Raw genomic sequence first — 5,450 nt, 5'->3', positions numbered from 1 at the left:
GGACTCCGGCTGATCTCTTCTTTCCAGTGGGCGAGATAGGGGTATGCGGACATGGGATGGAATTTCCATACATTCAATGAGATCGCATTCGACCATATACCATACAATCCGTGCAATAATGATCGATACAGATTATGGTTGGGTGTGCCATCCAGGTCATCACGCCAATTCGTCGCGTTAATGTCCCATCCAAAGATTTAAACTCGCGAAGCAATGATTTTCGAGCAAGATTTTCTTCCAGACACCACAAAAAGGATAGAAGACCAAAAAGTGAAGTTCACGTAGCCCTATCGCACACTGTTTAGGTTCAGGACGCATTCTTTAAGACAGAAGATGAAGTTTGTCTGGTCGCAACAAGTCGCCAGTCTTTCAGCCTGGTGAACATGTTTTCAATCAGATGGCGCTTTTTATACGGGTGGCAGCTATATTCACCATCCCTGTTCGGTGGGCAGAACGAACAGCTCTGCAACATCCATCCGGGACGGTGATTTCAGTGCAAACAGGATCGTGTCAGCAATGTCCTCACCTTCCAGATAGGTCATGGACGCCGCCAGATCATCCATCTGCTTGCGGTAGGCGGCATCCGTAATCTGCTCGTACAGTTCCGACTTCACGGCACCCGGCTGAATGCAGGTCACGCGAATATTGTGCTTTGGTCCGATTTCCATTCTGAGACCATCCGAAAAAGCCGTAACGGCAGCTTTGGTGGCGCAGTAAACGGCCAGACCGGTAAAGACTTTCCGACCCGCAATCGAGGACATGTTAAAGATATGGCCCAAATGCTGTGCGATCATCGGTGGGAGTACAGCTGCCGTTGCATTGAGGACGCCTGATATATTCACGTCTACCATACGCTGCCATTCATCCACTTTCAGGCTGTCAATGCTGGACAGGGGCATCAGGCCCGCATTGTTGACCAGCACGTCAATCCTGCCGAATTGGGTGATGAGCGCATCTGCTGCAGCTTGGCATGATGCAGGATCCGTCACATCAGTTGGAAGGGCAACAGCTTTGCCCCCTGCCTCGATGATTTCCGTCACCAGTGCGTCCAGACGATCCTTGCGCCGTGCCGCCAAACCGACGACAACGCCTTCTGTCGCGAGTTTGCGTGCTGTCGCAGCATCAATCCCACTGGAGGCTCCGGTAACAAGTGCAATCTTACCTCTGATGCTCATGATAATCTCCACATATTCCAATTAAAAACGATCGGAAAAACATGTAGAGACTACGGAAGGTGGCTTCTCTCGGCCTTTTGCTAAAACCATCGTGATTTTGCGTTTCCATGGTCTGATCTGGGCGATCCAAGGCGCGCCTGAAAGGTAAACCGGATGCTTCATCCGCAGCGTTCTTCCCTGCGTGCCGCCAGTTATGCCCTGGAGGACCGTATTCCGGGTCGGAAAATCGGGCAAAGCCAAGGGAAGGCATGGAAAGAGGCCAAGGCACAGATATTCCGCCGTTCTCGACAGGAAAATGAGGTGCTGGTTCCGGCCGTTGTCGAGCCTTTGCTGGTCTGGGTCATATCGGGAGAAGCCCAGATCGAGGAACGCGAACTGACAGGTGACTGGACGAAAACTAAGGTCGGACCCGGATCATTCTTCCTGACACAGACCGATGCGCCTTATCTCATGCGCTGGCAGACCCGTCCGGAAGGTCCATTTGAAGTCATGCATCTCTATCTGGGGCTTGCTCTGGTGAAGCGCGCCGCCCGATCTCTTGGACTTAATCCATCACGGCTCCGCATGCGTGACATTTCTGGTGTTCAGGATGCGTTTATATCCGGAGTTCTGACCGGTCTGACGGCTGAGATACAGACAGCTCATTCGGCCAGTTCTTTATTTGTGAACGGGCTTCTGGAGAGCCTGACCGTTCACCTTCTGCGCCATTATGCAGAGACACATTCTGCTCTCACGCCCAGACCTGCACAGCTACCAGCGTGGAAACTCCGCAAGGCACTTGATCATATGGAGGCACATCTCGCCGAACCATTCGATCTGGATTTTCTGGCCGGGCTGTGCGGGATGAGCCGGTTTCATTTCAGTCGATCATTTCACAACACCATGGGGCAAAGCCCGTCACGCTGGTTTGTCCGGCGGCGAGTTGAATATGCGAAGGAACTTCTGTGCCAGAGCGACAAGTCCATCATCGAGATCGCCCTGACCATTGGTCATGAGAGCCCGAGCCATTTTGCGCAGGTGTTTCGCAGGGAAGTCGGCGTCAGTCCACGCGATTACAGGAAATTATGAGGCCAGCAGATGGGATACGCCCTCCCCTCCGCTTCTCTCGGAACCAAAGTGGCGTTGAAGAAGTAACCTGTTGTTACGAATGGCCGCTATTGGGAAGAGTAAACGTGAGTGTAATGACCGCAATGGGGACGGCAATTGTCTATTCGCTCGGGATTACTTTGCGCATCAGTGCTTTGGCGGAACAACTGCCAGTTGCGCCCGCACACTCGGACGCTCCTGCATCCGCGCGAACCAGGTTAAAAGTGCTTCGCACTCCTGCGGGATCGGTAATTCTACGGCTTTGGCGAATATAAAACCCCCGATGACTGCGATATCCGCCATCGAGAAAGCATCACCAGCTATGAAAGGCTGTTTTCTCAGCACCCCATCAAAGTAATGCATCCCGCGTAGGGCCTTATCGCGCTGGCGCAGGCCCCATTCTTGGTTCTGGTAGACTTCCACATCGGGACCAAGACCCGGTGTGGCATGATGAAAATAGACGCTGATGGCGTCCAGCATCTCGATCTCGGCGCGTTTTGTCATCATCTGGATCACGCCTTTTTCAAGCGGGGTTCGACCGGTCAGTGTCGGTTCCCCGGCGAGCGCATCAAGATAGACCGTGATCGCCGTACATTCAGCAAGGCAAATTCCATTGTCCAGTTCAAGAACTGGCAGCGTTCCGGAATAATTCCTGGCGAGGAAAGCAAGTCTCTTGTGTTCCCCCTTCCACAGGTTGACCGGCACGAATTCGACGCTGGACTGGAGATTCTTTTCTGCCAGGGCAATCCGGACACGGGCTGGATAAGGTCCTGTGGGCCAGTCGTAAATTTTCATTGCAGCAGCCTTATTGGCATCGAAAGCGAAAATGTCAGGGGTCCGTCCGAACAATCACCTCGGCCTCTCGGCACTGGAACGGTGACTGTCCGGGGCCTCTCCCCTACCGCGATGACTGAAACGCCTTGCGGCCTTCTGCATCCAGTGCCGCGAAATCTTCATCGGACAGTGTGATGCTGGCAGCAGCGACATTCTGCTCCAGATGCGCGACCTTCGATGTGCCGGGGATTGGCAGCATCACCGGACTGCGTTTCAGGACCCAGGCCAGTGCGATCTGGCTCGGGTGCGCGCCGTATTTGCCTGCCATGGTGTCCAGAATTGAGCCGGGCTTCGCGAGGTCACCCGCGGCGAGCGGAAACCAGGGGATGAACCCGATGTTCTGCGCCGTGCAATAGTCGAGCACGTCCTCGCTGGTGCGATCGACGAGATTGTAGCGGTTCTGGACGGTTGCTACGTCAAAGAACTTTGACGCCGCTTTGATGTCGTCAACGGAAACCTCACTCAGTCCCGCATGACGGATCAGTTTCTGGTCGATGAAGGACCTGACCGCATCAAACTGTTCATCGGCCGGGACCTTGGGATCGATCCGGTGCAACTGCCACAGATCGATCTGTTCGACGCCGAGATTGCGCAGGCTCTTGTGCACCTGCTGTAGCAGGTATTCCGGCCGCCCGACCGGCTTCCAGATGTCCGGTCCCGAACGGGTCAGACCACCCTTGGTCGCGATCACGAGGTCCTTGCGGTACGGGTGCAGCGCCTCCCTGATCAGCCATTCCGAGACATCGGGACCGTAGGAATCCGCCGTATCGATGAAGTTGACGCCGAGTTCGGGAAGGCGCCTCAGCGTGCGGATGGCCTCGTCGTGATCGGCAGGCGGTCCCCATATGCCCGGGCCTGTGATGCGCATCGCGCCGAAGCCAAGCCGATGAACGGCGAGATCGCCGCCAATCCTGAAAGTGCCCGCGTCGGCGGCATTAGCGGATGAATGGGTCATGGTCCTCATTCCTTTTTTTCCAGCGAATGGGTGGGGATCAGTCATTCCGTCAGGCTGCGAAGCCACCATCGATATTGTATGCAGCCCCCGTGATGATGCCGGCCTCTGGCCCGGCAAGATACGCGACCAGCCCCGCGATCTCCGCGCCCGTGGCATGGCGCTTGATCGCCATGAAGTCGTGCATCACGTCCTTCAGCGGCCCATCGGCAGGGTTCATGTCGGTATCGGTAGGGCCGGGCTGGACAACGTTGACGGTAATGCCGCGCGCCCCGAAATCACGCGCCAGCCCCTTGACCATGCCTTTCAGTGCCGCCTTGCTGGCGCTGTAGGCGGCAAGGCCAGTCATCGGCATCCGGTCTGCATTGGCGGAGCCGATCAGGATGATGCGGCTGCCGTCGGGCATATTTCGTGCGGCAGCAACCGCCGCGTGATAAGGCGCGTGGATATTGATGCGGAAAAGCCGGTCGATGGCATCCGGCGGCATGTCCAGTGGATCACCCGCGCCAAGAATCCCGGAATTGACGACCAGCACGTCCAAGGGGCCGAGCGAGGCGATCAGCGCGATGAGGGCATCCCGGTCGCCGCTGTCGGCGCGCAGGGCCCTGCTTCCGGTCTCGGCCGCCAATGCCTGGGCGTCGTCAGGGGAAGACAGATACGTGAAAATGACTTTCGCGCCATCCGTTGCGAAGCGACGCACGATGGCGGCCCCAATCCCGCGACTGCCACCCAGCACGAGGACTGATTTTCCATCAAAGCTGGTCATGACCGTGTTTCCCTCAACGCCAGAATTTCTGCCAGCCTGTCGAAGGCTGGCTGGTAAATGTGTATCGGCATCCGGGCCTCCATGCTGGCGGCGTGTTCAGCAGCCGCCTCAAACTGGCCGCGCCAGCGGATAAACGTGCGATCGCCATCCGTTATGGGCAGAAGCGTGATGGTCGAGTGGTAGTTCCGGATCGGCAGAGCCGATTCAATGATCGAGAACGTCACTGCATGATCCACATCCGACAGCGCCAGAAGCTGTTCACGGATCACACCGACATCGCCCATTTCAACACGGCGGATTGCGCCGACACGATCACCGGGATCATCGCCTTCGATCACGCAGCTTTTCACGCCCGGCAACCAGCGACCAAGGGCGCCGAAATCACGGATCAGCCCCCAGACGGACGAAACGGGTGCATTGATGACGCTGCTGGCCATAACGTTGATCATACGGACTCCCCGTGCCCTTTTCTGTGTGGGATCAAAGTGACTGGCCGCCCGTCACCTCAATGCGTTGGCCATTTACCCAGTGCATGTCGTCGGACAGGAGGCCACGGACCGCAGCCCCGATGTCGTCGGGCTGGCCGACGCGCCCCAGCGGCGTGATCTCTGCGAGGCTTTTGTTAACCGTGGCATCA

At 56.7% G+C, this 5,450-nt stretch carries 7 protein-coding genes; 1 reads left to right on the top strand and 6 read right to left on the bottom strand.

Going from position 1 to position 5,450, the window contains the following annotated elements; genetic code table 11:
* Positions 1-428: 428 nt before the first annotated feature.
* Complete coding sequence (locus tag AC1RQ9_RS18390) at positions 429-1,175, bottom strand: SDR family oxidoreductase (protein WP_485988048.1); 747 nt, start codon at positions 1,173-1,175, stop codon at positions 429-431.
* Positions 1,176-1,328: 153 nt separating this feature from the next.
* On the opposite strand from AC1RQ9_RS18390, the gene AC1RQ9_RS18385 reads away from it, so the two are divergent.
* Complete coding sequence (locus tag AC1RQ9_RS18385) at positions 1,329-2,243, top strand: helix-turn-helix domain-containing protein (protein WP_485988046.1); 915 nt, start codon at positions 1,329-1,331, stop codon at positions 2,241-2,243.
* A 165-nt stretch (positions 2,244-2,408) separates the two neighbouring features.
* Here AC1RQ9_RS18385 and AC1RQ9_RS18380 read toward each other — a convergent pair whose 3' ends face one another.
* The 5 genes from AC1RQ9_RS18380 to AC1RQ9_RS18360 all read right to left on the bottom strand — a co-directional run.
* On the bottom strand, positions 2,409-3,056 hold the full coding sequence (locus AC1RQ9_RS18380) for a glutathione S-transferase (RefSeq protein WP_485988044.1): 648 nt from the start codon (positions 3,054-3,056) through the stop codon (positions 2,409-2,411).
* A 103-nt stretch (positions 3,057-3,159) separates the two neighbouring features.
* The gene (locus AC1RQ9_RS18375) at positions 3,160-4,050 is read right to left on the bottom strand and encodes an aldo/keto reductase (protein ID WP_485988043.1); all 891 of its coding nucleotides are present in this window, start codon (positions 4,048-4,050) and stop codon (positions 3,160-3,162) included.
* A 49-nt stretch (positions 4,051-4,099) separates the two neighbouring features.
* Complete coding sequence (gene bdcA, locus AC1RQ9_RS18370) at positions 4,100-4,813, bottom strand: SDR family oxidoreductase (protein WP_485988042.1); 714 nt, start codon at positions 4,811-4,813, stop codon at positions 4,100-4,102.
* On the bottom strand, positions 4,810-5,262 hold the full coding sequence (locus tag AC1RQ9_RS18365; RefSeq protein ID WP_485988041.1) for an SRPBCC family protein: 453 nt from the start codon (positions 5,260-5,262) through the stop codon (positions 4,810-4,812). The genes bdcA and AC1RQ9_RS18365 overlap by 4 nt, the downstream gene beginning before the upstream one ends.
* 31 nt (positions 5,263-5,293) lie before the next feature.
* A partial coding sequence (locus tag AC1RQ9_RS18360) for an SDR family oxidoreductase (protein ID WP_485988049.1) occupies positions 5,294-5,450 on the bottom strand: 157 nt, incomplete at its 5' end.

This window comes from Komagataeibacter ossonobensis (assembly GCF_057359305.1).
The sequence above is the reverse complement of the archived record's forward strand: the minus strand, read 5'-3'. Positions and strand labels throughout refer to the sequence as shown.